Here is a 25,519-nt window from a genome sequence, read left to right as displayed (position 1 = left end):
CGCCGGGGCGTGTTCACCGCCGCCGGGGGCGCGCCTTCCCCTGAACCGCGGTGCTCAATCCGTTGTTTCCGGTGCCCCTTCGGGTATCCGCCACCGTCAGTCGGCGTGCCCCAGCTGGAGGTCCCGTTCGGTACGGCCGCCGCCCGCGACCTGGAGGACGGTGGCGACGGGCGGGTAGCCGGCGGCGACGACCGTGTACTCGCCCGCGGAGAGGTCCACGAAGCGGAAGGTGCCGTCGGAGCCGGTGATGGCGGAGTCCACGACGTTGCCCGCGGCGTCCAGCAGGGTGACGCGGGCGTCCTCGACGGGCCGGCCGCCGCTGGCCCGTACGGTGCCGCGCAGGACGGCACCGCCCGCGAGTTCGATGTCCTGGCGGGTCTCCCGGGCGGACTGGACGCTCACGGGCAGGGCGGCGGGCCGGAAGGCGGGGGCGCTGCACGCGAGGGTGTACTCGCCGGCGACGAGTTCGTCGATGACGTAGCCGCCGTCGGGGCCGGAGCGGGTGGAGGCGACGACCTCGCCGTGGACGTTGGTCAGGGTGACGAGCGCCTCGCGCACCGGTGTGCCGTCGGCGGTGCTGACGGCGCCGGCCAGCCGTCCGGCGCCGCCGAGGACGACGTCGAGCTCGACGGGCCGCTCCCCGACGGTGACGGTGACGGCCTGCGGCTGATGGCCGCCGGCGGCGGCGATCAGTACATAGCTGCCGGTGCCGGGGGTGCTCAGCGCGTACCGGCCGTCCTCCCCGCTGGCGCCGCGGCCGATCTGGCGGCCCTGGATGTCGATGAGGGTGAGCGCGGCGCGCGGCACGGTGGTGCCGTCGTGGTGCTGGACGGCTCCCGTCACGGGGATGCCCGCGACGAAGTGCGGGGGCTCGGTCGGGGGGAGGACGGTGCGCGCGGAGGGGATGGCGGCTTCGGCTGCGTTGTGGGACACCAGTGGTTTCTCTTTCAGCAGGAAGGCGAGCAAAAAGCCCACGATGAGCACCGGTACGAGGTAGAGGAAGATCCGCGGCATGGCGTCGGCGTAGGCCCGGATGTAGCCGTCGCGCAGCGGGGCGGGCAGGGCGTGCACCAGCTGGGGGGTGAGGGAGTCCGGGGCCGGGAGCGCGGTGCGGGGCGGCAGTTCGGCGGCGAGCGCGTGCTCGAGGCGGCGGGCGAAGAGGGTGCCGAAGACGGCCGCGCCGATCGAGCCGCCGATCTGCCGGAAGTAGTTGTGGGCGCTGGTGGCGGTGCCGAGGTCGGCGGGGTGGGTGGAGTTCTGCACGGCCAGGACGAGGACGGGGAGGGCGAGGCCGATGCCGACGCCGAGGATGGCCATCCAGAGGCTGTAGACCAGCCGGCCGGTCTGGACGTCCAGGTGGGAGAGCAGGTACATGCCCTCGGCGGAGAGCGCGCCGCCGAGGATGGGCAGGAGCTTGTAGTGGCCCGTTCGGCTGATGAGGTGGCCCGCGACGAGCGAGGCGACGACGATGCCGCCCATCATGGGCAGCATCAGCAGGCCGGACTCGGTGGCCCCCACGCCGTCGACCATCTGGAGGAACGTGGGCAGATAGCCGGCCGCGCCGAAGAGGGCCACCCCGACGACCGCGCCGACGAGCGCGGTGACGGTGAAGACGGAGTCCCGGAAGAGATGCGGAGGGATGATGGGTTCGGCGGCGAAGTGCTCGACCATGACGAAGAGCAGGGCGCTGCCGAGCGCGCCGGCGGCCAGGCCGAGGACGGTCCGGGAGCTCCAGGCGTAGGTGGTGCCGCCCCAGGTGGTGAGGAGCACGGCGCAGGTCGAGCAGGCCGTCAGCAGCAGCGCCCCCAGGACGTCGAAGCGGGCCCGGCGCGGGGGCCGCGGGAGGCGGAGGGCGCCGGCGACGACGGCGAGGGTGAGCAGCCCGAAGGGGACGTTGACGTAGAAGCACCAGCGCCAGGAGGCCCGGTCGGTGAAGAAGCCGCCGAGCAGGGGGCCGGCGACCGAGGCGAGTCCGTAGGCGGCGCTGATGACGCCCATGTGGCGGCCGCGCTCCCGGGGCGGGACGAGGTCGGCGATGACTGCCTGGACGCCGATCAACAGCCCTCCGGCGCCCACGCCCTGGATCGCGCGGAAGGCGATGAGCTGGTCCATGGTGTGCGACCAGCCGGCGAGGGCGGAGCCGGTGACGAAGAGGGCGATCGCGAGGAGGAGGACGGTCTTGCGGCCCCAGAGGTCGCCCAGCTTTCCGTGGAGCGGGAGGGCGATCGTGGAGGTCAGCAGATAGGCCGTGATCGCCCAGGACATCCGGTCGAGGCCGTGGAGCTCTCCGACGATCCTCGGCAGGGCGGTGGCGACGACGGTCTGGTCCAGCGCCGCGAGCAGCAGCGTGAGCATCAGGCCGGCGAAGACCAGCCGCACCCGGGCCCGTCCCGGCTCGGGGGGTGGATCGGCCGGGGCGGGGGGCGAGGGGGGCAGGGTGAGCGTCCTGTCGCTCTTCTCCAAGGTGGCCTCGAAGGTCCCGCCCACGTAACTACTCCCCTCGTCGCGCCTGCGTTGCCGCCCATTTCTCGCATTACGCGACAACGGCCAGCAAGCGCGACGATTTGTCGGGGAGCGCCCGGCACGGCACTTTCTGCCGGTCGGAGGCGGTTTGGGCACAGCGTGGCCGGGCCGGGAAAACCACTCGAACCGGTGAGCCCGGACCGGACCGGTCCGGGCGGTGCCGTTCGGCCCGCGCTCAGCCCGCGCTGGGCCCGCCCTCCACCTCGGCGGCGAGCTTGTCGAGCACGGCGTCGTAGATACGGCCGAGGCCCTTGGGGGCGAAGGCGCGCTCGAAGAAGCCGCCGATGCCGCCGGCGCCCTGCCAGGTGGTGGTGACGACGACCTTGGAGCTGCCCTCGCCGGCGGGGGTGACGGTCCAGGTGGTGACCATGGAGGAGTTGCGGTCCTTCTCCACGAGCTGCCCGTCGGTGGGCTCGTCGACCTCCAGGAGGCAGTCGCGCACCCGCTTGCTGGTGGCCTGGAGCTTCCAGTGCACGAGGGTGCCCTTGCCGTCGCCGCCCTCGCGCACCTCGTACTCGCTGAAGTGCTCGGGCAGCAGCTTGGCACGCGTGCCGCTGTAGTCGGCGAGGGCGTCGAACACGTCCTCCGCGCTCGCCGCGATGATCCGCTCCGTCGTGGCCTCGACCTGACCCATGGCTAGTCCTCCGGGACGTTGAAAGAAGTGCTGTCTTGCCGCTTACCGCGGGTGCGCGCAAAGCCAATCACCATCGGCGCGACCACCAAAATCCGGGGCGGTCCGACGGCGGCCCGCACTAACCTCCGCACATGGTGACCATACGGACGATGACCGTCGCCGACGCGGACGCGGTGGCGGAGATCCGGGCGAGCGGCTGGCGGGCGGCGTACGCGGGCATCGTCCCGCAGGCCCATCTGGACGCCATGGACCCGGTGGCGGACGCGGCGGCGCACCGCGAGCGGCTGGCCTCGGGGAGCGGGCCGGCGGTGAACGCGGTGGCCGAGGCGGCGGGGGCCGTGACCGGCTGGGTCTGCTTCGGGTACTGCCGCGACGCCGACCAGCCGCCCGGCACGGGTGAGTTGTACGCGCTCTACGTCCGCCCCGACCTGATCGGCACCGGGATCGGCCGGGCGCTGTGGATCGCGGCGCTGGAGGGGCTGCGGGGGCTCGCGGGGCGCGAGGGCACGAGCGTGGTCCTGTGGGTCGCGAAGGACAACGCGCGCGCCCGTCGTTTCTACGAGCGCGCCGGCTGCCGGCCCGACGGCGCCGAACGGTCGGACGACTACGCCGGGACGGCCGTGCCGGAGGTCCGCTACGTACTGGACCCGGCCCGCTGAGTGCCGGCCCCGGTCCGCTATGCGCTGGACCCGGTCCGCTACGTACTGGACCCGGCCCGCTAGGTGCCGGCCCCGGTCCGCGCCCCCTGAGCCCCGCCGCCGCGCCCGGCCAGCCGGGCCAGGGCGGCGACCGCGGCCGGGCGCAGCCGTTCGTGCTCGCGGGCGGCGACGAGCGTGGCCTCGGCCCGGCGGTCGCCGAGGACGCCCAGGCCCTCGACGCAGGCGCGGGCGATCGGCCAGCAGTGGTCGCGGGCCGCCAGCAGCCGCTCCAGGGTGGTGAGCAGCGCGGGTACGGACTCGGGGGCGCGCAGTTCGGTGAGCAGCCGGACGGGGTGGAGGGCGTAGGCGGTGCGCAGGGGGTTGGTGACGAGGGCGGCGGCGGCGCGGGCGGTGCGGGGGTCGCGCAGCCGGGCGAGGGCGTGGGCGGCGGTGGCGCAGCGCACGGGCTCGCGGTAGTTGAGGAGGAGGACGAGCGTCTCGAAGGCGCGGCGGTCGCCCTTGACGCCGAGGGCGAAGGCGGCGATCTCCCGGGCCCACAGGGGGCGTTCGGGGGCCACCAGGACCTCGGCGAGTTCGTCGCGCGCGGCGTCGTCGTCGGTCCGTACGAGCGCGAGCAGCCGTTCGTAGGCCGTGAATTCGGCCGGGGAGACCAGTTCGGCCCGGACCCGGCGCAGCAGCGCGCGGAATTCCTCGTCCATGTCCCGCTCTCCTCCCCGAGTGGCCTGGGCCACATCGTAAGTCGCGCGTACGGCCCCTGGCGCTCTTGGTTACCCGTGAGTTAATCTCCCGGCAAGAGCAGTACCCCCGCTCTGGCGCCTGGTGACGCAGCCGCCACAGCGTTGACGTCGGTTCGGTTTTCCCGAGTACGGCGCGGCCCCGGGACAGGGCCCGCCGGTCGTACAACTCCCTTCCGCGGACCCCCCTTCGTCCGTTCCCGGAAGCCCCCGGCCGCCGCCTCGTGCGCGGCCACCGACCGCCGTCCGCTCCCCTCGCGCAGGGGAACATCCTCTGGAGTCTCACGATGGACCGTACGTCCACCTCTGAGCCGTCCTCCCTCAGCCCGAAGTCTCTCAGGACCGTCGCCGTGATCGGGCTCGGCACGATGGGTACCGGCATCGCCGAAGTGCTCACGCTGGCCGGCCGCGAGGTCGTCGGTGTCGACGTCAGTGACGCGGCGGCCCTGCGAGCCGGCGCGGCGCTGGAGGCCGCCACGGCCCGCGCGGTGGAGCGCGGCCGGATCACCGAGCCCGAGCGCCGGGCCGCGCTCGCCCGTTTCCGTACCGCGACCGACCTGGCGGCGGCCGCCGACGCCGATCTGGTGATCGAGGTCGTGCCGGAGGACTACGACCTCAAGCACGAGGTGTTCACCGCCCTCGACGCGGTCGTGCGCCCCACCACGATCCTGGCGACCGGCACCAACGCCCTGTCGGTGACCCGGCTGGCCGCCGACTCGGCGCGCCCGGAGCGGGTCCTGGGCCTCCACTTCTTCAACCCGGCGCCGGCGATGCGGCTGGTGGAGATCGTCTCCTCGGTGCTCACCGACCCCGCGGCCGTGGCCGCCGTCACCGATCTCGCCCATGAGCTGGGCAAGGAGCCGGTCGCGGTGGGCGACCGGCCGGGATTCGTCGCCGACGGGCTGCTGTTCGGCTATCTCAACCAGGCCGCCGCGATGTACGAGGCGCGCTACGCCACCCGTGAGGACATCGACGCGGCGATGCGGCTGGGCTGCGGGCTGCCGATGGGGCCGCTCGCGCTGCTGGACCTGATCGGCGTGGACACGGCCCGTACGGTCCTGGAGGCGATGTACGCCGCCTCGCAGGACCGGCTGCACGCGCCCGCGCCGGTCCTGGGGCAGCTGGCGGCGGCCGGGCTGACCGGCCGCAAGGCGGGGCGCGGCTTCTACACCTACGAGGCGCCGGGCTCCTCGGCGGTGGTGCCGGACGCCTTGACCCCGCCCCCGCCGGCCGCCCGGGCCGGGGGGCGCGCGGTGGACCGCGTGGGTGTGGTGGGCTCGGGGACGATGGCGAGCGGCATCGCCGAGGTCTTCGCCAGGGCGGGCCTGCCGGTGGTGCTGGTGGCGCGGACGCCCGAGAAGGCGGAGGCGGCGAAGGGGCGGATCGCGAAGTCGCTGGCGCGCGCGGTGACGAAGGGGCGGATGACGGCCGGGGAGCGGGACGCCGCGCTCGCGGCCGTGACCCCGGCGGGCTCGCTGGACGCGCTGGCCGAGGTGGATCTGGCCGTGGAGGCGGTGGCGGAGGACCTGGACGTCAAGCGGGAGCTGTTCGGCGCGCTGGACAAGGTCGTGAAGCCGGGCGCGGTGCTGGCCACCACCACCTCCTCGCTGCCGGTCGTCGCCTGCGCCCGTGCCACCTCGCGCCCTCGGGACGTGATCGGGATGCACTTCTTCAACCCGGCGCCGGCGATGAAGCTGGTCGAGGTGGTGCGTACGGTGCTGACCTCCGACGACGCCCACGCCACCGTCCGCGCGGTGTGCGCCCGGATCCGTAAGCACCCGGTGGACTGCGGGGACCGGGCCGGTTTCATCGTCAACGCCCTGTTGTTCCCGTATCTGAACAACGCGGTCAAGATGGTCCAGGAGCACTACGCCTCGCTGGACGAGATCGACGCGGCGATGCGGCTGGGCGGCGGCTATCCGATGGGCCCGTTCGAACTGCTCGACGTCGTGGGCCTGGACGTCTCCCTGGCCATCGAGAAGGTGCTGCACCGCGAGTTCCGGGATCCGGGGCTGGCGCCGGCGCCGCTGCTGGAGCACTTGGTGGCGGCGGGCTGCCTGGGTCGCAAGACCGGCCGCGGCTTCCGTGAGTACGCGAAGGCCTGACCGGCCGGTGCCCGGTGAGGGGGTGGGGTGGGGCGGACTGCTCGAACCCCGGGTCGGTCCGTCCCGCCACACCCATACGGACGCGTGTTACGTTCCCCACATGTCCCAGCCCGCCAAGTCCGCCCGCGTACCGCGCGGGGCCACCATCGAGTCAGGAGGAGCCCCGGGCCCGAAGGCCGCCAAGGACCACCGAGAGACCGCCGCCGTGAGCCCCGGCGCCCGCCGCGCCGCCGCCCAGCGGCTCACCATGCGTCGCAAACTGGCCGCGGCGGCGATGGAGTTGTTCGCGTCCAAGGGCTACGAGGCGACGACCGTCGACGAGATCGCGGCCACGGCCGGGGTGGCCCGGCGCACCTTCTTCCGCCATTTCCGCTCCAAGGAAGAGGCGATCTTCCCCGACCACGACGACACGCTCGTCCGGGCCGCCGGCGTGCTGGACGCCGCACCACCCCATGAGAACCCGCTGGACACCGTCTGCCGGGGGATCAAGGAGGTGATGCGGATGTACGCGGCCTCCCCCGCCGTCTCCGTGGAGCGCTACCGGCTGACCCGTGAGGTGCCCGCGCTGCGCGAGCGCGAGATCGCCTCGGTGGCCCGCTACGAGCGGCTGTTCACCCGCTATCTGCTGGGCCACTTCGACGAGGCGGCGCACCACGACGGGGACGACGACCCGCTGCTGGCGGAGGTCGCCGCCTCCGCGGTGGTCACCGCGCACAATCACGTACTGCGCCGCTGGCTGCGCGGGGGCGCCCAGGGCGATCTGGAGGCCCAGCTCGACCACGCCTTCGCCATCGTGCGGGAGACGTTCGGCACGGGCATCGGCGCCGGCCGCCCCGCCCCGGAGGAGACCCCGGCCGCCTCGGCGCGGACCGAGGGCGAGGTGCTGGTGACGGTGGCCCGGACGGACGCGCCGCTGGACGAGGTCATGCGCGCGATCGAGAAGGCGCTGAAGCCAAAGCGAAACTGACAACGGCGGCTCGCCCGTGCTATCCACGTGACCCGTGGACGACACGAGCGAGCCGCCCCCGATTCCCTCCGTGCGCAACACCTTCGACGGCGGCACGGCACGCGCCGTCGTCCAGGCCGGGGTCGTCAATCTCGTCACGAGGGCCGCGACGCCCCAGGCGCTCGACGGGCTGCCCCCACGACCGAACGGCCTCGCCGGGCGGACGGAGCCGCTGGGACGGGTCCTCGCCACCCTGCACCCCCGGTCCGGGGACGGCACGGGCGCCCTGGCCCTCCTCGGGCCACCCGGCGTCGGCAAGACGACCCTCGCACTGGAAGCCGCCCACCTGGCCGTGTCGCGCGGCTGGTTCCCGGGTGGCGTGCTGTACGCGAACCTGCGGACCCACCACCACGGACGATCCACCACATACGAGGAGTTACTGGGTTCCTTCCTCCGTATGCTCGGCATCGCCGACGGTGACGTGCCCGCCTCCCGTACGGGCCTGGAGGCACTGCTGCGGACCCGGCTGCGGGAGCGGGAGGACGCCGTGCTGGTGCTGCTCGACGACGTGGGCGAGCCGGAACTGGTGGCCCCGGCGCTGCCCACCGGGGGCCGGCATCGTCTGCTGGTGACGGCCCGCGAACACATCGAGCTGGACGGGATGGAAACGCTGCGCCTGGCTCCCCTGGACCCGGCGGGCTCCCGTGCCATGCTGACCGCGGTCCTCGACGGCTCGGACCCTGCCGTGCTCTCCCCGGCCGAACTCGACGAACTCGCCGGGCTGTGCGGCCACCTCCCCCTGCCGATGCGTGTGGCGGCGGCCCGCGTCCGGGAGGAGGGAACCCCGCGGGACCTCCTCGCGGCCCTGCGGGTGGAGACGGAACGGCTGGCCGAGCTGGATCTCGGTGAAGGCCTGAGCGTCCGGGCCGCCTTCGACGCCTCCTACCGGTGCCTGGAGGATGCCGACGCCCGCTTCTTCCGCCTGCTCGGACTGCATCCGGGCACGGAGATCGACGAGGAGTCCGCCGCCGCCCTGGCGGGCCTGCCGGTCGCCGAAGCCCGGCGTGCCCTGCGCCGCTTGTGCCGCTACGGTCTGCTCCAGCCCGCCGCCGACGCGGGACGCGTGCGCTTTCACGACCTGCTCCGGCTCTACGCGCACGAGCGGGCGGCCGGGGGCCCGCCGGGGGAGGCGGAGGCGGCGGAGGCACGGTTGTCCGGGCACTGGGAGCGCGGGATCGGCGGGCACGGCCTCGTGTGGCTGGACCGGGAGTCGGCGTCCCTGCTGGCGGCGGTGGAGCAGGCGGCCCGTCGTGGACGTCACGAGCAGTTCCGGCGTCTCGCCGTTCCTCTGACGGAGCATCTCGTCCGCCGGGCGCGCCTTCCCGAGGCACTGCTCGTCCAGTCGCTGCGCATCGCGGACGTCCAGCGGACCGGCGACCGGGCGGCCGAGGTCGACCTGCTGTTGGAGATGGCCCGGATGTACGACGCCCTGGGCCGCGGGAAGGACGCCTTCACCTGCCGGCGGGGCGCCGGCCTCATCGGCAACCAGATCGGGCTGACCTTCGGCCATGGCGGGCTGGAGCAGCGCACCGGTGACTTCTTCGCCGAGCTGGGCGATTCAAGGCTCGCCGCGGCGGCGCACAGGTCGGCGGCGCGCTGGCATCTCCTGCGCCGGCAACCCCGCTCGCGGGTTCTCTCGCTGATCGCCCTGGGCGAGGACTACGCGCGATCGAAGCGCCCGTCCGCGGCCGGCCGCGTCCTGCGGCGTGCGGCGCGCGTCGCGGAACGGGCCTCCGACCACGTGGGGCTGGCCCGGGTCCACCTCGGCCTGGGCCGGCTGCGGGAACAGTCCGGGGACCCGGAGGCGGCGTTGGAACACTACGAGAGAGCACTGGCCCTGGCCGAGGAACAGGGTCTGGTCGGGGAACGCACGGCCGCCCGGCAGCGGATCGCCGGCATGGGGCGAAGCGCCGACGACGCCGGCGCAGCGGACGTCCAAAGGCCGACCGGTCCCGCTCCGGCCGAACCGGACGTACCCCGGCCGCCCCGGCCTTCCCCCTACCGGCTGACGACCACCGACCGTCTCCGGGTCTTCGGGCTGCCGGTCCTCACCGTCGGAGGAGCCCTCGTCGCGCTGGCCGTCACCATCGTCTCTCCGGGGCCGCGCCCCTCATGGGGACCGACCCTGTCGTGGGCCGTGGCCACGGCCGCCCTGGCCCTGTGGGCCCGGTGCGAATACCGGGTGTGGGCAGCGACGCGCGACGACAGGAATTACGGCTGGGCCGCGTTCGTCGGTGGGTGCTGCATGCTGACGCTGATGGGCCTTTCCCTCATCGCCGCCTTCACGAAGACCATGCCCTGGAGTTATCTCCTGGTCGCCCCTTTCGTCCTCGACTCCCTCATCAGGTTCGCCCCGTCGTTGCGGAACTTCCTGCGCGATCTCCGGGCGGGCCACGGACAGCGGTAGACCCGCCGGGACCGGCACTCGCACCCGCTGATCCGTTACGCGCGCTCCGCTCATCCGTGACCCCCGGATGACATCTGAGAGAAATTGTTGGCACGCAGTGTCTTGTCGAGTGGCACGCGGTGCCATACCTTGTCGGTGTCCGGGCGGCCGGCGCACAGACCACCGTCGCGCGCCGACTGTCCCCGCAGAGCCTCATCGTGCGCGCCCGGACGCCTGCGTCACCAGGCATCGCTTTTCTCCGCGCCACCCCGCGCGGGAGCACCACCCGCCGGACCGACGGCACCGCCCCCTCGCTCCACCCGCAGCGCTCCACCCCCGACGTTCCCTCAAGCCCGTTCCCACGACGTGCTTCGCCGGAGGCAAACCGTGAACCAGATCCTGGACGCCATCCTCGCGCCCGACAGCCGCGCCGAGGACTTCGCCGCGCTCCCCCTGCCCGAGTCGTACCGCGCGGTGACCGTGCACAAGGACGAGGCGGACATGTTCGCCGGGCTCCCCACCCGGGAGAAGGACCCCCGCAAGTCGCTCCACGTCGACGACGTCCCCGTGCCCGAACTCGGGCCCGGCGAGGCCCTGGTGGCCGTCATGGCCAGCTCCGTCAACTACAACTCGGTGTGGACCTCGATCTTCGAGCCCGTGCCCACCTTCGCCTTCCTGGAGCGCTACGGAAAGCTCTCCCCCCTCGGCAAGCGGCACGACCTGCCGTACCACGTCATCGGCTCCGACCTCGCCGGCGTCGTGCTGCGCACCGGTCCCGGCGTCAACGCCTGGCGGCCCGGCGACGAGGTCGTCGCCCACTGCCTCTCCGTGGAGCTGGAGTCCGCCGACGGGCACAACGACACCATGCTCGACCCGGAGCAGCGCATCTGGGGCTTCGAGACCAATTTCGGCGGCCTGGCCGAGATCGCCCTGGTGAAGTCCAACCAGCTGATGCCCAAGCCGAAGCACCTGAGCTGGGAGGAGGCGGCGGCCCCCGGGCTGGTCAACTCCACCGCCTACCGTCAGCTGGTCTCCCGCAACGGGGCCGGGATGAAGCAGGGCGACAACGTCCTGATCTGGGGCGCGAGCGGTGGACTCGGCTCGTACGCCACCCAGTTCGCGCTCGCGGGCGGCGCCAACCCCATCTGTGTCGTCTCCAGCGAGAAGAAGGCGGAGATCTGCCGGCGGATGGGCGCCGAGGCGGTCATCGACCGCGGCGCCGAGGGCTACCGCTTCTGGAAGGACGAGCACGAGCAGGACCCGCGCGAGTGGAAGCGGTTCGGCAAGCGCATCCGCGAGCTCACCGGCGGCGAGGACGTGGACATCGTCTTCGAGCACCCCGGCCGCGAGACCTTCGGCGCGTCGGTCTACGTCACGCGCAAGGGCGGCACCATCGTCACCTGCGCCTCCACCTCCGGCTACAACCATCAGTACGACAACCGCTATCTGTGGATGTCGCTGAAGCGGATCGTCGGCTCGCACTTCGCCAACTACCGCGAGGCGTGGGAGGCCAACCGCCTGATCGCCAAGGGGAAGATCCATCCCACCCTGTCGAAGACCTACACCCTCGCCGAGACCGGCCAGGCGGCGTACGACGTCCACCGCAACCTCCACCAGGGCAAGGTCGGCGTGCTGTGCCTGGCACCCGAGGAGGGCATGGGCGTCCGCGACCACGAGCTGCGCGAGCGACACCTGGACTCCATCAACCTCTTCCGTAACGTCTAAAAGAGACGGCACGTTTTATGACTGAGCGTCAGAAGGATCGTCCGTGGCTGATGCGGACGTACGCCGGGCACTCCACGGCCGAGGCGTCCAACGAGCTCTACCGGCGCAACCTCGCCAAGGGCCAGACCGGCCTCTCGGTCGCGTTCGACCTCCCGACGCAGACCGGCTACGACCCCGACCACGTCCTCGCCCGCGGCGAGGTGGGGCGGGTCGGGGTCCCCGTCGCCCACCTCGGCGACATGCGGCGGCTGCTGAAGGACATCCCGCTGGAGCGGATGAACACCTCCATGACCATCAACGCCACCGCCATGTGGCTGCTGGCCCTCTACCAGGTGGTCGCGGAGGAGCAGGGCGCCGACATCGCCGAGCTCCAGGGGACGACGCAGAACGACATCGTCAAGGAGTACCTCTCGCGCGGGACCCACGTCTTCCCGCCCGGGCCCTCCCTGCGGCTCACCACCGACATGATCGCCTACACGGTGGGCCGCATCCCCAAGTGGAACCCGATCAACATCTGCAGCTACCACCTCCAGGAGGCGGGGGCCACCCCCGTCCAGGAGATCGCCTACGCGATGTCCACGGCCATCGCCGTCCTGGACGCGGTCCGCGACTCCGGCCAGGTGCCGGCCGAGCGCTTCGGCGACGTCGTCGCCCGGATCTCCTTCTTCGTCAACGCGGGCGTCCGCTTCATCGAGGAGATGTGCAAGATGCGGGCCTTCGGCCGCATCTGGGACCGCATCACCCGGGAGCGCTACGGCATCGAGAACCCCAAACAGCGCCGCTTCCGCTACGGCGTCCAGGTCAACTCCCTGGGGCTGACCGAGGCCCAGCCGGAGAACAACGTCCAGCGCATCGTGCTGGAGATGCTCGCCGTCACCCTCTCCAAGGACGCCCGCGCCCGCGCCGTGCAGCTGCCCGCCTGGAACGAGGCGCTGGGCCTGCCCCGCCCCTGGGACCAGCAGTGGTCGCTGCGCATCCAGCAGGTCCTCGCCCACGAGAGCGACCTGCTGGAGTACGAGGACATCTTCGCCGGCTCGCATGTGATCGAGGCCAAGGTCGAGACGCTGGTCACCGAGTGCCTGGCCGAGATCGAGCGGATCCAGGCGATGGGCGGGGCGATGGCCGCCGTGGAGTCCGGCTACCTCAAGGCGCAACTGGTCGCCTCGCACGCCGAGCGACGGGCCCGCATCGAGTCCGGCGAGGAGAAGATCGTCGGGGTCAACTGCTACGAGGCGACCGAGCCCAGCCCGCTGACCGCCGATCTCGACACCGCCATCATGACCGTCGACCCGGCGGGCGAGGCCCGCGTGGTCGCCGCCCTCCACACCTGGCGCGACGACCGCGACGAGGGCCGCGCCCAGGAGGCCCTCGCGACGCTGAAGAAGGCCGCGGCCGGCACCGAGAACCTGATGGCCGCCACCCTGGAGTGCGTCCGGGCGGGCGTCACCACCGGCGAGTGGTCCTGGGCCCTGCGGGACGTCTTCGGCGAGTTCCGCGCCCCGACGGGCGTCGGCGGCGCCCCGCTGGCCGTGGCCGCCGAGGCGGGCAGCCCGCTCGCGGCCGTCCGCGAGAAGGCCGCCCGCACGGCCGACGAGCTGGGCGCCGGCAAGCTGCGGCTGCTGGTCGGCAAGCCCGGCCTGGACGGCCACTCCAACGGCGCCGAGCAGATCGCCGTACGGGCCCGCGACGCGGGCTTCGAGGTGGTCTACCAGGGCATCCGGCTCACCCCGGAACAGATCGTCTCGGCGGCCGTCGCCGAGGACGTCCACTGCGTGGGCCTGTCGATCCTCTCCGGCTCGCACACCGAGCTCGTCCCCGACGTGCTGGCCCGGCTGCGCGACGCCGGGTCGGACGACATACCCGTGATCGTCGGTGGCATCATCCCGTCCGCGGACGCCACCGCCCTCAAGGCGGCCGGTGTGGCCGCCGTCTTCACCCCCAAGGACTTCGGCATCACGGAGATCATCGGCCGTATCGTCGACGAGATCCGCAAAGCGAACAGCCTCGACCCACTGGAGGTCACCGCATGACCGGCACCACCCCCGCTCCGGGCAACCGTCTTCGCCCGCGCCGCTCCTGCCTCGCCGTCCCCGGCAGCAACCCGCGCTTCCTGGAGAAGGCCCAGGGCCTCCCCGTCGACCAGGTCTTCCTGGACCTGGAGGACGCCTGCGCCCCGCTGGCCAAGGAGGGCGCCCGGCACACGGTCGTCGACGCGCTGAACAAGGGCGACTGGACGGGCAAGACCCGGGTCGTGCGGGTCAACGACTGGACCACCCACTGGACGTACCGCGACGTGATCACGGTCGTCGAGGGTGCCGGGCCCAACCTGGACTGCATCATGCTGCCCAAGGTGCAGGACGCCCAGCAGATCGTGGCCCTGGACCTGCTGCTCACCCAGATCGAGAAGACCATGGGCTTCGAGACCGGGCGCATCGGCATCGAGGCGCAGATCGAGAACGCCAAGGGCCTGGTGAACGTGGACGCGATCGCGGCCGCCTCGCCCCGCCTGGAGACGATCGTCTTCGGTCCGGCGGACTTCATGGCGTCCATCAACATGAAGTCGCTCGTGGTCGGCGAGCAGCCGCCCGGCTACCCGGCGGACGCCTACCACTACATCCTCATGCGCATCCTGATGGCGGCCCGCGCCAACGACCTCCAGGCGATCGACGGCCCCTACCTCCAGATCAGGAACGTGGACGGCTTCCGCGAGGTGGCCGGCCGCGCGGCCGCCCTGGGCTTCGACGGCAAGTGGGTGCTCCACCCCGGCCAGGTGGACGCCGCCAACGAGGTCTTCTCCCCCTCCCAGGAGGACTACGACCACGCCGAGCTGATCCTGGACGCCTACGACTGGTGCACCTCCGAGGCGGGCGGCAAGAAGGGCTCGGCGATGCTCGGCGACGAGATGATCGACGAGGCGAGCCGGAAGATGGCGCTCGTCGTCGCCGGCAAGGGCCGCGCCGCCGGAATGACCCGTACCTCCGTGTTCGAGATCCCGGAGGCATGAGCGATGCAGTTCGGCCGCACCTATGAGGAATTCACGGTCGGTGACGTCTACAAGCACTGGCCCGGGAAAACGGTCACGGAATACGACGACCACCTCTTCTGCCTGCTGACCATGAACCACCACCCGCTGCACCTGGACGCCCACTACGCCGGGGAGACCACGGACTTCGGGAAGAACGTGGTGGTGGGCAATTACGTCTACTCCCTGCTGCTGGGCATGTCGGTGCCCGATGTCTCGGGCAAGGCGATCGCCAATCTGGAGATCGAGTCGCTCCGGCACATCGCGCCGACCTTCCACGGCGACACCCTCTACGGCGAGACCAGGGTGCTCGACAAGACCCCGTCGAGGTCGAAGAGCGACCGCGGGATCGTCCACGTCGAGACGATCGGCTACAAGCAGGACGGCACCGTGGTCTGTACCTTCCGGCGCAAGGTGATGGTGCCCACCGCCGAGTACACCGAGAAGCGCGGCGGGGAGCAGCCCGGCCGCCCCGAGCCGATCATCCGGGAGAAGTGAGATGGGCCGCCTGGCGCGCACCGAAGAGCTGACGGACGTCCAGCGGGAGATCCTCGCCACGGTCCGGGAATTCGTCGACAAGGAGATCATCCCGGTCGCGACCGAGCTGGAGCACCGCGACGAATACCCCACCCGGATCGTGGAGGGCCTCAAGGAACTCGGGCTCTTCGGGCTGATGATCCCGGAGGAGTACGGGGGCCTGGGTGAGTCCCTTCTCACATACGCCCTGTGCGTCGAGGAGATCGCCCGGGGCTGGATGAGTGTGTCGGGGATCATCAATACGCATTTCATCGTCGCCTACATGATCAAGCAGCACGGCACACAGGAACAGAAGGACCACTTCCTGCCGCGCATGGCGACGGGCGAGGTGCGGGGCGCGTTCTCGATGTCGGAGCCCGGGCTGGGCTCGGATGTGTCGGCGATCACATCCAAGGGCGTCCGGGACGGCGAGGACTTCGTCCTCACCGGCCAGAAGATGTGGCTGACCAACGGTGGCTCGTCCACGCTGGTGGCGGTTCTATGCCGGACAGACTCCGAGGACGGGGCGCACCCCGAGGGCACGGCCCCGCACCGGTCGATGACCACCTTCCTGATCGAGAAGGAGCCGGGTTTCGGCCGGGTCAAGCCGGGGCTGACCATCCCCGGCAAGATCGAGAAGATGGGCTACAAAGGAGTCGACACCACCGAGCTGATCATGGACGGGCTGCGCGTCCCGGCGGACCGGGTGCTGGGCGGCGCCACCGGCCGCGGCTTCTACCAGATGATGGACGGCGTCGAGGTCGGCCGGGTCAATGTGGCGGCCCGTGGTTGCGGCGTCGCACAGCGTGCGTTCGAACTGGGTGTCTCCTACGCACAGCAACGTCACACCTTCGGAAAACCCATCGCACAGCATCAGGCAATTCAGTTCAAGCTTGCTGAAATGGGGACAAAGGTCGAAGCGGCCCATGCGATGATGGTCAACGCGGCCCGGAAGAAGGATTCGGGGCAGCGCAACGACCTCGAGGCCGGTATGGCGAAATACTTGGCCTCCGAGTACTGCAAGGAGGTCGTCGAGGACGCGTTCCGCATCCACGGCGGCTACGGCTTCTCCAAGGAGTACGAGATCGAGCGGCTCTACCGGGAGGCCCCGATGCTCCTGATAGGCGAAGGCACGGCCGAGATCCAGAAAATGATCATCGGGCGCCGGCTGCTGGAGGAGTACCGGATTCAGGGCCGAGACAGGGGTTGACCGGGGATTAAGTCCCATTTACGGTGAGATGACGGTGATGGTGCAGAGAAGAAGATCACACCCTGTAGTCGCGGTTCGGCCATGGACTGGCCCTGGCGCTTAGCCAGTTGCCGCCCGCAACCGATAGCATCCCCGAAAGCCGCCGTCCCCCGATCGTTATGCGGCACCCTCCGCTACGAAGGTCACCCATGCCCCACAGCTCTTCCTCTGCACCTCGCGACAGCCTCCGCGGTGTTCGCCTCGCGCGCGGAGCATCGCCGTGGCTCCTGCCGACCGTCGCCACGGCGGCGGTCAGCCTCACCAAGGCCCGCCGCTCCGGACGCTGGGCTGCGCTGGCCGTACCCACCACCGCTCTCGCGGCCGGCATGCTGTGGTTCTTCCGCGACCCCGATCGTGAGATCGGCCAGGGCCGGGTGATCTCCCCGGCCGATGGCGTGGTGCAGAGCATCATGCCCTGGAAGGACGGACGAACCCGCGTCGCGATCTTCATGAGCCCGCTCAACGTCCACGTCAACCGCGCGCCGCTGGCCGGCACGGTGACGTCGGTCGAGCACATCCCGGGTGGATTCGTGCCGGCCTTCAACAAGGAGAGCGAGAACAACGAGCGTGTCGTCTGGCACTTCGACACGGAGCTCGGTGACATCGAGATGGTCCAGATCGCCGGTGCCGTCGCCCGCCGCATCGTCCCCTACGTGGGGGCCGACACCAAGGTGGAGCAAGGCGATCGGATCGGCCTGATCCGCTTCGGTTCGCGTGTCGACATCTACCTCCCCGAGGGCGTCGAGATCGCGGTCGAGGTCGGCCAGGCCACCACGGCAGGGGTGACACGTCTTGACCGTGATTGATCCGGACACCCAGGCCGCCTGGGTTCCCGAGGCGGAGACCGAGGACACGGACCCCATGCCGCTGTCCACCCGGCTGTCGATAGCGGACACCCTCACCCTGGGTAACGCGATCTGCGGCTTCATGGCGGTCTACTTCACCACCACCGGCGTCCTCATCCCCCACCTCACGGGGAACGAGGACGGCGGTATGGCCCGCCACAGCGCGGCCACGGCCGTGATACTGATGCTGCTGGCGTCCGTCTTCGACCTCTTCGACGGGCTCGTGGCACGCAAGCTGCGCAGCTCGGCGATGGGCGCGGAGCTGGACAACCTGTCCGACCTGATCAGCTTCGGCCTGGCGCCCGCGTACTTCGTGGTCGTCTGGGGCATGGTCGCCGACGACGCCCACCAGAAGGTCTCGGCGGTGGCCGCGGTCGTGGTGCTGCTGGCTGTGGTGCTGCGCCTGGCGCGCTTCTCGTGCGTGCCGATGCGGGACGGCATCTTCCAGGGCATGCCGAGCCCCTTCGGGGCGCTCACGGTCGTCTCGATCGTGCTGCTGGAGCTGCCCTTCGTGCCGACGCTGCTCGCGATCATGGGTGTGGCGTGGCTGATGGTCAGCCGGGTCGAGTACCCCAAGCCGCGCGGGCCGCTGGCGGTGGCCATGCTCAGCTGGATCGTGCTCAGCATGGGCCTGCTGGCCGCGTGGGCGTTCGACGCGCCCGGCGGTGAGCTCCTCCTGCAGACGGGCTGCGCGCTCCAGGTGGTCCTGGGCGCGGTGATCCCGCTCTTCGCGACGGCGCGCAGGGTGAACACCTTCCGCGACAACCGGCGCGAGGCGCGGGAGGCGGAAACCGCGCGATAGCGCGTTTCCTCGGACGACGGCGGTGGGGCCGGGCATCTTGCCCGGCCCCACCGCCGTTTCGGCGTTTGAGAGCCCCGCTGCGCGGGGCCTTCGCCCACCCACCCACCCGTTTGCCCGGCATCGCATGGGTGGGTAACGGGTGGGCGGGTGGGCAGGGCTCTGGCCTCAGCCGAGGTAGTCGCGCGCGATACGGACGGCGAGACGCTCCAGCAACGGCCCGGCCTGGGCCACGCACCGTTCGAGGTCCGGCTCCAGCTCGGTGAGGGCGTACGCCCTCTGGATGCCGGCACCGGCCAGCGCGGCAGCGCCCAGGGAGAGCCGCCCGCAGACGGCCACCACCGGCGTCCCGGACGCCGCCCGCGCCACCCCCACCGGCGCCTTGCCGTGCAGCGTCTGCTCGTCGAGGGAGCCCTCCCCCGTGATGACGAGAGCGGCGCCCTCCAGCGCGGGGGCGAAGCCCAGCACGTCGAGCATCACCTCGATGCCGGGCCGGAAGGCCGCCCCCAGCCCGGCCAGGGCGCCGTAGCCGAGGCCGCCGGCCGCCCCGGCGCCGGGGGCGTCCGCGAGGCGGCCGCCGTCCAGCAGCCGCGCGTAGCGGGCGAGGCCCGCGTCCAGCGCGGCGATGTCCGCCGCGCTCGCGCCCTTCTGGGGCCCGTACACCGCCGCCGCCCCGCGCGGGCCGGTGAGCGGGTTGTCGACGTCGCTCGCCAGCACGATCCGGGTCCCGGCCAGCCGGGGGTCCAGCCCGGACAGGTCGGCGCGGTCGAGCGCGCCGAGGGCGCCGCCGCCGGGGTCCAGGGGGCGCCCGGCCGCGTCCAGGAAGCGCGCCCCGAGCGCGGCGAGCATGCCCGCCCCGCCGTCGGTGGTGGCGCTGCCGCCGACCCCGAGCACGATGTCGCGCGCCCCCGCGTCGAGCGCGGCCCGCAGCAGCTCGCCCGTGCCGTACGTGGTCGCGGTGAGCGGCGCGGGGCGGCCGGGCGGCAGCAGCCGCAGCCCGGACGCCTCGGCCATCTCGACCACCGCCGTGCCGCCGTCGCCGCTCAGCGCGTACGCGGCCCTGACCGGCCGCCCCACGGGCCCGGTCACCTTCGCCTCACGGCGCCCGAAGCCGACCGCCAGGGCGGCGGCGACGGTCCCGTCGCCGCCGTCCGCGACCGGCAGCGCCACGGGCACCACCCCCGGCGCGGCCCGCCGCAGCCCGGCGGCCACGTGCCGGGCCACCTCCACGGCGGTCAGCGATCCCTTGAACTTGTCCGCGGCGATCAGTACGCGTGTCGGTTCCGCCACCGTGCCGTCCTCGCTTCCCCGGCCCGGAGGCCGTACGGGTCGTCGCGCCGCGGCGACCCTACCGGGGTTCGGGTATGACGAGGAGACGTCGCGGCAGGACGTTGGTGCGGAAGACCGGACGGACCGGCGCGCCGGGCACGGGCACGAGCCTCCACAGCCGGGCGATGGTGCTCAGCACGATGACGAGCTCCATCCACCCGACCTGCTCGCCCACGCATCCGTGAACACCACGGCCGAAGGGCATGTAGGCATGTCGCTGGGCCGGCCCGACGCGCTCGGGCAGCCAGCGGTCGGGGTCGAAGTCGTGGGGGCGCGTGAAGAAGCGCGGGTCGCGCTGTATGGCGTAGGAGGAGTGGAAGAGGGTGCTGCCGGCCGGGATGGCGTGGCCACCGAGGCGGGTGTCGGTCACGGCCTGCCGGGTGAGCATCCAGACCGGCGGGTACAGGCGCAGCGTCTCGGTCACGACGCGCCGGGTGTAGACGAGGTCCGCGAGGGATTCATGGCGGGCGGGCTTGCCGTGGAGGACCTCGTCGACCTCCCGGCTCAGGCGTTCGGCCACTTCGGGCCGGTGGCTGACGAAGTGGGCGGCCCAGGTGAGCGCGGTTCCTGTGGTCTCGCCGCCGGCGGTCAGGACGGAGACGACCTCGTCGTGGATCTGCCGGTCGGTCATGGGCCGGCCGGTCTGCTTGTCACGGGCCGCGAGCAGGGCGGAGAACAGATCGTCGCCGTCCCCGCCGCGCTCGCGGTAGCGGGCGACGACCGTGTCGACGGCCTCGTGCAGTTCGCGGGCGGCGGTGGCGAAGGCGCGGTTGGCCCGGGTGGGGATCTTCTCGTACAGATCGGTCGGCGCGAGGGTGCGGCGCATGACCGACGCCAGGACAGTGGGAAAGGAACGCCTTATCACCGCCATCACCTGCGGGTCGATGCCGTCGGAGAAGAGCAGGTTCGACGCGACGTCGAAGCCGAGCTCCTGCAGTTCGCGCACGAGGTCGAGGGGGCGGCCGGGAGCCCACGCGGAGACGCGCCGCTCGGCGACGTCCTGGATGACCCCGGCATAGGCGACGAGCCGGCTGTGCCGGAAGGCGGGGCACACCATGCGGCGCTGGCGGCGGTGGAAGGCTCCGTCCGACATCACCAGGCCCTCGCCGAGCAGAGGTTTGATCTTCTCGAAGATCCGCCCCCGCGCGTACCGGTCCGCGTCCGTGACCAGCATCTGGTGCACGAGGTCGGGGTGGCTGACGAAGAAGGCGCGCGTCGGCCCGAGGCGCGCGGCGGACAGATCACCGTAGCGGGGCAGGTCGGACAGGAAGGCGTGGGGGCGGAGTGCGAGGTCCAGGGCGCTGCCGATGACGGGCAGGCCCGGCACGACGGGGATGCCGGAGAGACGTGTCACGGGCGGATCTCCAACGGACGGGTGGAGCCGGTGAAGTGCATGCCTACGCGGTAGCGGTCGGTGGCCAGCCCCCAGTCGTAGAAGCCCCGCATCATCGATCGCAGTCCGCCCAGAAAGCGGCGGAGCCGGGGGTCGGCGCGGGGCATCACACGGGCTTCCAGACGGAGGTAAGCGGCGATCTCCTCGTTGTGCATCCGCGCGGCCGCTTCCAGTGCCTCCTGGGCGGTCAAGGCGCGGGCGGAGGCCAGGACGGTGGGGAGGTTGAGCGCGACCTCGTCCGGGCTGGTGGTCTCCCGGCCATAGGAGAGGACGTCGTTGGCCCAGCCCGTGACGTGTGCGGTGATGCGGCACAGGCGCTGGACGTCGGGGTCCCAGTAGTCCTCTTCCGGTAGTTCGAAGCCGTAGGCGGCGTCGAGCATCGCGAGGGCCACCGGGGTGCCGCACATGTAGTGCCGCATGGTGACGTACTCCTCGACGGCCGGCGTCCCGCCGGTCGTCGTGGTCGCGGACTGGGCCAGCGCTCCCAGCAGGTACATCCGCTCGGCGGCGAGGAACCGTTCGACCTGCACCGGGCTTCCCAGCGCGGCCAGCCGACGACAGATGCCGACGAGCGCCCGGGCGCACGCGTCGTCGGTGTACCCGGGAACGAGCGCGTGACCGGAGGCGAGGCTCTCCTCGGCCGCCGTCAGCACCCGCAGCACGGCCAGGCCCAGCTGGGCGGTTCCCCAGTCGGCGCCGGGCTGGTCGCAGTAGCGGTCGTCGAAGACGAAGTGCCAGGCGTACATCTCGCAGGCGAGTTCAAGCCCTTCCCCGGTGGCTTCGGGGAACTCCCTGGCCACCAGTTCCCCGAAGCCGGCCCGCGCGAAGACCGCGAACTCCCGCTCGCTCGTGATCAGCCCTTCACGTCGCACCCAGTCCAGCAGATGCGCCTCACCAGCGGCGGCCCTCGGATGGATCTCGGGTGGGAAAGGGTAGTGCAGAGCCGGCAGCCGCCAGCCGGTGAGTGGCATCGTCACAGCCCACGCCTCCTGTCCCGTTCAGCGTAGGCAGCGAGCGCCACAGCGAAATGGCGCCGGTCGAAATCCGGCCAATAGACCGGTGTGAAGTAGAACTCCGCATATGCCGTCTGCCAGGGCATAAATCCGGACAGTCGGCTCTCGCCCGAGGTCCGGATCAGAAGATCGACATCCGGCTGTCCCGCCGTGGACAGGAAGTCGGCCAGCCGCTGCTCAGTGAGCTCCCCGACGATCGAGCCCTCGGCATAGGCGCGCAGGAGCTCCTGGGCCGCGGCGACGATTTCCCGCCGCCCGTCGTACGCGACCGCCACCGTCAGCCGGGCCCCCGTCGCCATGGCGGAATCGCGTTCCACCGCACGGAGGGCGGCCGCCTGCTCCTGGTGCGGAAGGTGCTCGAGCGCACCGATGATCCTGATCGACCAGCGTCCCTCCGCGGCGATCCGTTCCAGCCCCTCCGTGACCGCGTTCACGATCTGGTCGACCACCTTGGGCTCCCGGTAGAGGTTGTCCTGGGACAGCGCCCAGACCGTGACGTAGGAAATCCCCAGTTCGTCGCACCAGCACAGCAGCTCGCGCACCCGGTCGGCCCCGGCCTGGTAGGCGTCGGCCAGGGGGAGGCTGTGCCGTTCCGCCCAGCGACGGTTGCCGTCGAGGATGACCGCCAGATGCCGGGGTACCTTGCCCACGAGGCCGGGCCGGCAAGAGGACCAGGATCGCGTTTCGGGCAGCATGGAGGCTCCCCCAGTTCGACGGGCGGATGGCTTATTTCTCTTTTCATCCTGACATCGCACGAACAGGGCGCCGGGGGCGCGGCAGCAGGGCGCACGGATGCAGGCCCGGCGCCACGCCCACCCCGCACGGTCCCCGTAGGGGGCAGGGGGCTCACGCACGTCGCACACGCTCACGGGAGGAACCGCCGCACTCCCCCGGGCCCGGGCGGCGCGCCCGCACGACCGATCGGGCCATTCCCGGCCATAGTGGGGCGTCATGAGCACCGAGCACACGGAGCGGTCCACGGAGCGCACGGAGGCCCCGGACCCGCCCCTCGTCGCCATCGGCATGGCCGCGGTCCTGGCGGTCGTGGCCTGGGCCGCGCTGGCCGGGGAGTCCTTCGACCGGGTCTCGACATCGGCGCTGGGCTGGGTGCTGTCCAATTTCGCCTGGCTGTTCGTGATCGCGGCCGATGTCTTCCTCGTGCTGTGCGTGGCGATCGCCTTCAGCCGGTACGGCCGGATCCGGCTGGGCGCGGACGACTCGACTCCGGAGTTCGGCAATCTGGCGTGGATCGCGATGATGTTCAGCGCCGGCATGGGCATCGGGCTGATGTTCTACGGCGTCGGCGAGCCGCTCCAGCACTTCGTCTCCCCGCCCCCGGGCACCGGGGTGACGGCGGGCTCGGCCGCCGCCGCGCGTACGGCCCTGGAGTACTCGTTCTTCCACTGGACGCTCCACCCGTGGGCCATCTACGGCACGGCCGGCCTCGCGCTCGCCTACGCGGGGTTCCGCAAGGGCCGGGGAAACCGGCTCAGTTCGGTGTTCGTCCCCCTCCTCGGCCAGGAGCGGGCGGACGGCTGGCCGGGGCGGGTCGTCGACCTCCTCGCGGTCTTCGCCACGGTCTTCGGCACGGCGACCAGCCTGGGCCTGGGCGCCCTCCAGGTGTCCAAAGGGCTGAACATCACGGCCGGGCTGAAGGACACCACGGGCCTCGAACTCGTCATCATCGCGGCGCTGTCGGCGGCCTTCGTGCTCTCCGCCTTCTCCGGGCTCCACAAGGGCGTCAAGTGGCTCAGCACCCTCAACATCGCGCTGGCCGCCGTCCTGATGCTCTTCGTCTTCCTCCTCGGGCCGACCGTCTTCGTCCTCAACACGATCCCGGCCGCCACGGGCGGCTATCTCAACGACCTGCTCACGCTCGCCACCCGTACCGGCGCCTTCACCGACTCCCAGTGGCTGGGCGCGTGGACGATCTTCTACTGGGCGTGGTGGCTGTCGTGGGCGCCGTTCGTCGGCACGTTCATCGCCCGGATCTCCCACGGCCGGACGGTACGCGAGTTCCTCATCGGAGTGCTGCTGGTGCCCAGCGGGGCGACGGTGGTGTGGTTCTGTGTGATGGGCGGCAGCGCGCTGCGCCTGGACCTGACCGGGGCCGCGGACATGGCCGGCACGGTCAAGGAGGGCGCGGAATCCTCCCTGTTCGCCCTGCTGGACACCCTGCCGCTGGCCACGCTCACCTCATGGATCGCGATGGCGCTGGTGATGACGTACTTCATCACCAGCGCGGACTCCGCGTCGCTGGTGATGGGCTCGCTCTCCAGCCGCGGCGCCCTCCATCCGCGCACCTGGCTGGTGGTGGTGTGGGGCGTGCTGATGGCCGCGGTGGCGGCGGTGCTGCTGGTGGCGGGCGGGCTGAAGTCCCTCCAGTCGGCGACGATCCTGGTCGCGCTGCCCTTCGTCCTGGTGATGCTGGCGGTGTGCTGGTCACTGCTGTCCGAGCTGCGCACGGACCCGGGCGCCGGACCCGCGCGGCACCACGCCCTCCACGGCCTGCGGGACGCCCTGCGGACGATGGTCGGCGAGGCCATCACCGAGCACGGGCCGGTGCGCCACGCCCGGCTGCGCCGGCTCGCGGACAGCGCGCGGGACCGGGACGAGGAGGGGCGCGGCGGGACCGGGCCGTCCGCCTGACGGGGCGTGCCTGACGCGGCGTCCGGTCGCCGGAACGCCGGGGGAAATGCGCGTGCCGCCGCGCCGGGTCGCACGTACGCTCGCGGCATGACGGACAGACGACCTCTCGTGGCGATCCTCAGCGGCGCCGGAATCTCCACCGACTCCGGTATCCCCGACTACCGGGGCCCCAATGGCCTGTGGCGGCGGGACCCGGAGGCCGAGAAGCTCGTCACGTACGCGTACTACATGGCGGACCCCGAGATCCGCCGCCGCTCCTGGCGGATGCGCCGGGACGCGCCGACGCTGCGCGCCCGTCCGAACGCCGCGCACGAGGCCGTGGTCCGCCTGGAGCGCTCCGGCACTCCCGTGCGCGTCATCACGCAGAAAGTCGACGGGCTGCACCAGCTGGCGGGCATGCCGGAGCGCAAGGTCCTCGAACTCCACGGCACGGCACGGGCGGTGGAGTGCACCGGGTGCCACGCGCGTTCCGGCATGGCGGAGGCGCTGGAGCGGGTGGCGGCCGGGGACCCGGACCCGGCGTGCGAGTCGTGCGGCGGCATCCTGAAGTCGGCCACGGTCATGTTCGGCGAGGGCCTGGACCCGGTGGTGCTGGGCGAGGCGGTGGCCGTCGCCAAGGCCTGCGAGGTGTTCGTCGCGGTCGGTACGAGCCTCACGGTGCACCCCGCCGCCTCCCTCGCCGGCCTCGCGGCCGACCACGGCGCCCGGCTGATCATCGTCAACGCCGAGCCCACGCCGTACGACGACCGCGCCGACGAGATCGTGCGCGAGCCGATCGGGAGCGCGTTGCCAGCGGTGCTGGAGCGGCTGGGCGGTACCGCCCCGTAAGCCGGGCGCCCCGTAAGGGGCGCGGGGCAGTGCCGTCATGCGGCTGCCGCCGCGTGGGCGCGACAAGCCCCCACCGGCCCGCAGGTATCCGGACCGCGATTCTG

General features: G+C 71.9%; 20 protein-coding genes. 13 read left to right on the top strand and 7 right to left on the bottom strand.

Going from position 1 to position 25,519, the window contains the following annotated elements:
- Positions 1-96: 96 nt before the first annotated feature.
- Together ACFYZR_RS28370 and ACFYZR_RS28365 are read right to left on the bottom strand one after the other, a co-directional pair.
- Positions 97-2,487: an MFS transporter gene (locus ACFYZR_RS28370; RefSeq protein ID WP_391915165.1), complete on the bottom strand. Its 2,391-nt coding sequence runs from the start codon at positions 2,485-2,487 to the stop codon at positions 97-99.
- Positions 2,488-2,698: 211 nt separating this feature from the next.
- Complete coding sequence (locus ACFYZR_RS28365; RefSeq protein WP_391915162.1) at positions 2,699-3,157, bottom strand: SRPBCC family protein; 459 nt, start codon at positions 3,155-3,157, stop codon at positions 2,699-2,701.
- A 131-nt stretch (positions 3,158-3,288) separates the two neighbouring features.
- On the opposite strand from ACFYZR_RS28365, the gene ACFYZR_RS28360 reads away from it, so the two are divergent.
- Complete coding sequence (locus tag ACFYZR_RS28360) at positions 3,289-3,816, top strand: GNAT family N-acetyltransferase (RefSeq protein ID WP_391915159.1); 528 nt, start codon at positions 3,289-3,291, stop codon at positions 3,814-3,816.
- 59 nt (positions 3,817-3,875) lie between these two features.
- Here the strand turns inward: ACFYZR_RS28360 and ACFYZR_RS28355 are convergent, their stop codons facing one another.
- A complete protein-coding gene (locus ACFYZR_RS28355; protein WP_391915156.1) occupies positions 3,876-4,514 on the bottom strand; it encodes a HEAT repeat domain-containing protein in 639 nt (212 codons plus the stop codon).
- A 323-nt stretch (positions 4,515-4,837) separates the two neighbouring features.
- On the opposite strand from ACFYZR_RS28355, the gene ACFYZR_RS28350 reads away from it, so the two are divergent.
- The 10 genes from ACFYZR_RS28350 (at position 4,838) to pssA (ending at position 18,206) form a co-directional block, all read left to right on the top strand.
- Positions 4,838-6,655 (top strand): 3-hydroxyacyl-CoA dehydrogenase family protein, encoded by a 1,818-nt coding sequence (locus ACFYZR_RS28350; protein ID WP_391915154.1) that lies wholly within the window; start codon positions 4,838-4,840, stop codon positions 6,653-6,655.
- Between the two features lie 100 nt (positions 6,656-6,755).
- The gene (locus tag ACFYZR_RS28345) at positions 6,756-7,622 is read left to right on the top strand and encodes a TetR family transcriptional regulator (RefSeq protein ID WP_391915151.1); all 867 of its coding nucleotides are present in this window, start codon (positions 6,756-6,758) and stop codon (positions 7,620-7,622) included.
- 34 nt (positions 7,623-7,656) lie between these two features.
- Positions 7,657-10,068 (top strand): tetratricopeptide repeat protein, encoded by a 2,412-nt coding sequence (locus tag ACFYZR_RS28340; protein WP_391915148.1) that lies wholly within the window; start codon positions 7,657-7,659, stop codon positions 10,066-10,068.
- A gap of 366 nt (positions 10,069-10,434) precedes the next feature.
- Positions 10,435-11,772, top strand: a complete 1,338-nt coding sequence (ccrA, locus tag ACFYZR_RS28335; RefSeq protein ID WP_391915144.1) for a crotonyl-CoA carboxylase/reductase — start codon at positions 10,435-10,437, stop codon at positions 11,770-11,772.
- A gap of 17 nt (positions 11,773-11,789) precedes the next feature.
- The gene (locus ACFYZR_RS28330) at positions 11,790-13,802 is read left to right on the top strand and encodes a protein meaA (protein ID WP_391915142.1); all 2,013 of its coding nucleotides are present in this window, start codon (positions 11,790-11,792) and stop codon (positions 13,800-13,802) included.
- A complete protein-coding gene (locus tag ACFYZR_RS28325; RefSeq protein WP_391915140.1) occupies positions 13,799-14,776 on the top strand; it encodes an HpcH/HpaI aldolase/citrate lyase family protein in 978 nt (325 codons plus the stop codon). The genes ACFYZR_RS28330 and ACFYZR_RS28325 overlap by 4 nt, the downstream gene beginning before the upstream one ends.
- A gap of 3 nt (positions 14,777-14,779) precedes the next feature.
- The gene (locus tag ACFYZR_RS28320; protein WP_391915138.1) at positions 14,780-15,292 is read left to right on the top strand and encodes a MaoC family dehydratase; all 513 of its coding nucleotides are present in this window, start codon (positions 14,780-14,782) and stop codon (positions 15,290-15,292) included.
- A gap of 1 nt (position 15,293) precedes the next feature.
- A complete protein-coding gene (locus ACFYZR_RS28315; protein WP_391915137.1) occupies positions 15,294-16,520 on the top strand; it encodes an acyl-CoA dehydrogenase family protein in 1,227 nt (408 codons plus the stop codon).
- Positions 16,521-16,708: 188 nt separating this feature from the next.
- On the top strand, positions 16,709-17,365 hold the full coding sequence (locus ACFYZR_RS28310; protein ID WP_311609211.1) for a phosphatidylserine decarboxylase: 657 nt from the start codon (positions 16,709-16,711) through the stop codon (positions 17,363-17,365).
- A complete protein-coding gene (pssA, locus tag ACFYZR_RS28305; RefSeq protein WP_391915135.1) occupies positions 17,352-18,206 on the top strand; it encodes a CDP-diacylglycerol--serine O-phosphatidyltransferase in 855 nt (284 codons plus the stop codon). Before ACFYZR_RS28310 ends, pssA begins: the two co-directional genes overlap by 14 nt.
- 165 nt (positions 18,207-18,371) lie before the next feature.
- Here the strand turns inward: pssA and ACFYZR_RS28300 are convergent, their stop codons facing one another.
- Genes ACFYZR_RS28300 through uppS form a run of 4 tightly spaced genes read right to left on the bottom strand, consistent with a single transcriptional unit; the run spans position 18,372 to position 22,633 of the window.
- Positions 18,372-19,493, bottom strand: coding sequence for a glycerate kinase (locus ACFYZR_RS28300; RefSeq protein ID WP_391915133.1), 1,122 nt, complete (start codon positions 19,491-19,493; stop codon positions 18,372-18,374).
- 58 nt (positions 19,494-19,551) lie between these two features.
- Positions 19,552-20,886, bottom strand: a complete 1,335-nt coding sequence (locus ACFYZR_RS28295; protein ID WP_391915131.1) for a cytochrome P450 — start codon at positions 20,884-20,886, stop codon at positions 19,552-19,554.
- Positions 20,883-21,896 carry a hypothetical protein gene (locus ACFYZR_RS28290; protein WP_391915232.1) on the bottom strand — a complete coding sequence of 338 codons (1,014 nt, stop codon included), beginning with the start codon at positions 21,894-21,896 and terminating at the stop codon, positions 20,883-20,885. The genes ACFYZR_RS28295 and ACFYZR_RS28290 overlap by 4 nt, the downstream gene beginning before the upstream one ends.
- A 2-nt stretch (positions 21,897-21,898) precedes the next feature.
- Positions 21,899-22,633 carry a polyprenyl diphosphate synthase gene (gene uppS, locus ACFYZR_RS28285; RefSeq protein WP_391915129.1) on the bottom strand — a complete coding sequence of 245 codons (735 nt, stop codon included), beginning with the start codon at positions 22,631-22,633 and terminating at the stop codon, positions 21,899-21,901.
- 256 nt (positions 22,634-22,889) lie between these two features.
- On the opposite strand from uppS, the gene ACFYZR_RS28280 reads away from it, so the two are divergent.
- Both ACFYZR_RS28280 and ACFYZR_RS28275 read left to right on the top strand, forming a co-directional pair.
- A complete protein-coding gene (locus ACFYZR_RS28280; protein WP_391915127.1) occupies positions 22,890-24,587 on the top strand; it encodes a BCCT family transporter in 1,698 nt (565 codons plus the stop codon).
- An 87-nt stretch (positions 24,588-24,674) separates the two neighbouring features.
- Complete coding sequence (locus ACFYZR_RS28275; protein ID WP_391915125.1) at positions 24,675-25,415, top strand: NAD-dependent deacetylase; 741 nt, start codon at positions 24,675-24,677, stop codon at positions 25,413-25,415.
- Positions 25,416-25,519: the final 104 nt, after the last annotated feature.

Source organism: Streptomyces sp. NPDC001678, from assembly GCF_042892945.1.
GTDB lineage: Bacteria > Actinomycetota > Actinomycetes > Streptomycetales > Streptomycetaceae > Streptomyces.
Note: the sequence above shows the minus strand (reverse complement) of the source record. Positions and strands in the feature narration are given on the sequence as shown.

Coding starts and splice junctions, on each gene's coding strand:
- ACFYZR_RS28365 (WP_391915162.1), bottom strand. CDS start 3,157: ATGGGTCAGGTCGAGGCCACGACGGAGCGGATCATCGCGGCGAGCGCG.
- ACFYZR_RS28360 (WP_391915159.1), top strand. CDS start 3,289: ATGGTGACCATACGGACGATGACCGTCGCCGACGCGGACGCGGTGGCG.
- ACFYZR_RS28355 (WP_391915156.1), bottom strand. CDS start 4,514: ATGGACGAGGAATTCCGCGCGCTGCTGCGCCGGGTCCGGGCCGAACTG.
- ACFYZR_RS28350 (WP_391915154.1), top strand. CDS start 4,838: ATGGACCGTACGTCCACCTCTGAGCCGTCCTCCCTCAGCCCGAAGTCT.
- ACFYZR_RS28345 (WP_391915151.1), top strand. CDS start 6,756: ATGTCCCAGCCCGCCAAGTCCGCCCGCGTACCGCGCGGGGCCACCATC.
- ACFYZR_RS28330 (WP_391915142.1), top strand. CDS start 11,790: ATGACTGAGCGTCAGAAGGATCGTCCGTGGCTGATGCGGACGTACGCC.
- ACFYZR_RS28325 (WP_391915140.1), top strand. CDS start 13,799: ATGACCGGCACCACCCCCGCTCCGGGCAACCGTCTTCGCCCGCGCCGC.
- ACFYZR_RS28320 (WP_391915138.1), top strand. CDS start 14,780: ATGCAGTTCGGCCGCACCTATGAGGAATTCACGGTCGGTGACGTCTAC.
- ACFYZR_RS28315 (WP_391915137.1), top strand. CDS start 15,294: ATGGGCCGCCTGGCGCGCACCGAAGAGCTGACGGACGTCCAGCGGGAG.
- ACFYZR_RS28310 (WP_311609211.1), top strand. CDS start 16,709: ATGCCCCACAGCTCTTCCTCTGCACCTCGCGACAGCCTCCGCGGTGTT.
- ACFYZR_RS28290 (WP_391915232.1), bottom strand. CDS start 21,896: ATGCCACTCACCGGCTGGCGGCTGCCGGCTCTGCACTACCCTTTCCCA.
- uppS (WP_391915129.1), bottom strand. CDS start 22,633: ATGCTGCCCGAAACGCGATCCTGGTCCTCTTGCCGGCCCGGCCTCGTG.
- ACFYZR_RS28280 (WP_391915127.1), top strand. CDS start 22,890: ATGAGCACCGAGCACACGGAGCGGTCCACGGAGCGCACGGAGGCCCCG.
- ACFYZR_RS28275 (WP_391915125.1), top strand. CDS start 24,675: ATGACGGACAGACGACCTCTCGTGGCGATCCTCAGCGGCGCCGGAATC.